1 protein-coding gene and 1 pseudogene are annotated in these 1,277 nt (G+C 55.4%); one reads left to right on the top strand and one right to left on the bottom strand.

What is annotated here, in order from left to right:
- Positions 1–71: 71 nt before the first annotated feature.
- Positions 72–377: a hypothetical protein gene (locus GSQ75_RS17650; protein ID WP_158756203.1), complete on the bottom strand. Its 306-nt coding sequence runs from the start codon at positions 375–377 to the stop codon at positions 72–74.
- A gap of 690 nt (positions 378–1,067) precedes the next feature.
- On the opposite strand from GSQ75_RS17650, the pseudogene GSQ75_RS19350 reads away from it, so the two are divergent.
- Positions 1,068–1,247: pseudogene (locus GSQ75_RS19350) on the top strand (hypothetical protein); the annotation flags it as partial.
- Positions 1,248–1,277: the final 30 nt, after the last annotated feature.

Here is a 1,277-nt window from a genome sequence, read left to right as displayed (position 1 = left end):
AGTGCTCCGCTGTCTTACGCAGGGGCTTTCCTATGAAACGTGTCCGCCGCTCTTGCTGCCGAACGCCTGAGTTAAGTGGCGCGCGGTACGCGCGTCCGCTTGGACGATGAGTTAGACGTCTTGCGGAGAAGCCTGCTTAGTGAATACGCAAGTGCTGTGGGCAGGATACCGAAGACAACGACGATGCCAACCGTGACCAAGAAGAAAGTGCCAACAGCATTGAACGTGTTTGCCAGGGTGCCGTGTGGAGCAGAGGAGATGTTGGGACCGTACTCGGAGTAGAACGCGAAACTTGCCAGAGCGACAAGCACGCCAAAGAACGAACCAACCACGCCGGTACTGATCAGTGTCTGTCGAAATTGTACCGAGATGCGCATTTCGATCCCTGACGTCTAACGCTTATTAGACCCCACATCGGGGCATATGCACCGAGTGTTCAGCTTTAGGCCATTGCCCGTCAAGCGGGCAAATCCTGCGGACAGACAAGGGTTTGCCAGATGGCTGCGGCGGCGCATAGGTCCGAAATGGCCATTGCATATCTCACGGATCGAGGTGCTATGTCTTATGACCCCGGAAACGAGGGAATAAACCGTATGGTCGGTGACCTACGGTTGCGCGATGCAATCTGCCCGCTAGCGAGTTATGTCACCCCCAAAACGCGCGCGTGCGCGAATGGCTTTCCTATTTGCAAAATAACCCCATGCAGTGAGGCGCCGATCCTGCCCACATCGCGCGCGCGGCGTCGCGCACGGGAAAGGATAACTTTGGGGAGAACTCCAATTCCACGTTTCCCGAAACCTTTGTACTGCAAGGCTTTCCAGCGACTGTTAGATAGACATCCGCCCACCACGGAATATCCAGTAAGATCCAAGAGAGACCAAAACCCCGCCTAAAAACGGGGTTTTTCTTGGGATATCGTTCCAATGAGATCGAAGGTGATCCATTGACTTCCAACAAGTCGGGGGGGACTGGTGGGGTAACCACTACTTTGCCTCATGGCAAGGAAAAGCTCCTAAAGTCTAGGTGTTTATCCCGGTGTCCCTCTCAAAGCCGCGCTCGAACGTCGCGATGAGGCACGACGATTGATCGCCGCAGGGATCGACCCAGGCATCAAGCGTCAATCGGAGAGGGAGGTACGCTCCGCCACCATCGAAGCAGTCGCCAGAGTGTGGTTTGCAAAATTCTCGCCCGGCTGGGCCTGCAGCCACGCCCTGAAGATCAACCGGCGTCACGCAATATCTGAATGAATCATTTGGGTTCGCGCTTCAGCATGTAGC

The organism is Dyella sp. S184 (assembly GCF_009766065.1).
Classification (GTDB): domain Bacteria; phylum Pseudomonadota; class Gammaproteobacteria; order Xanthomonadales; family Rhodanobacteraceae; genus Rhodanobacter.
Note: the sequence above shows the minus strand (reverse complement) of the source record. Positions and strands in the feature narration are given on the sequence as shown.

Coding starts and splice junctions, on each gene's coding strand:
- GSQ75_RS17650 (WP_158756203.1), bottom strand. CDS start 377: ATGCGCATCTCGGTACAATTTCGACAGACACTGATCAGTACCGGCGTG.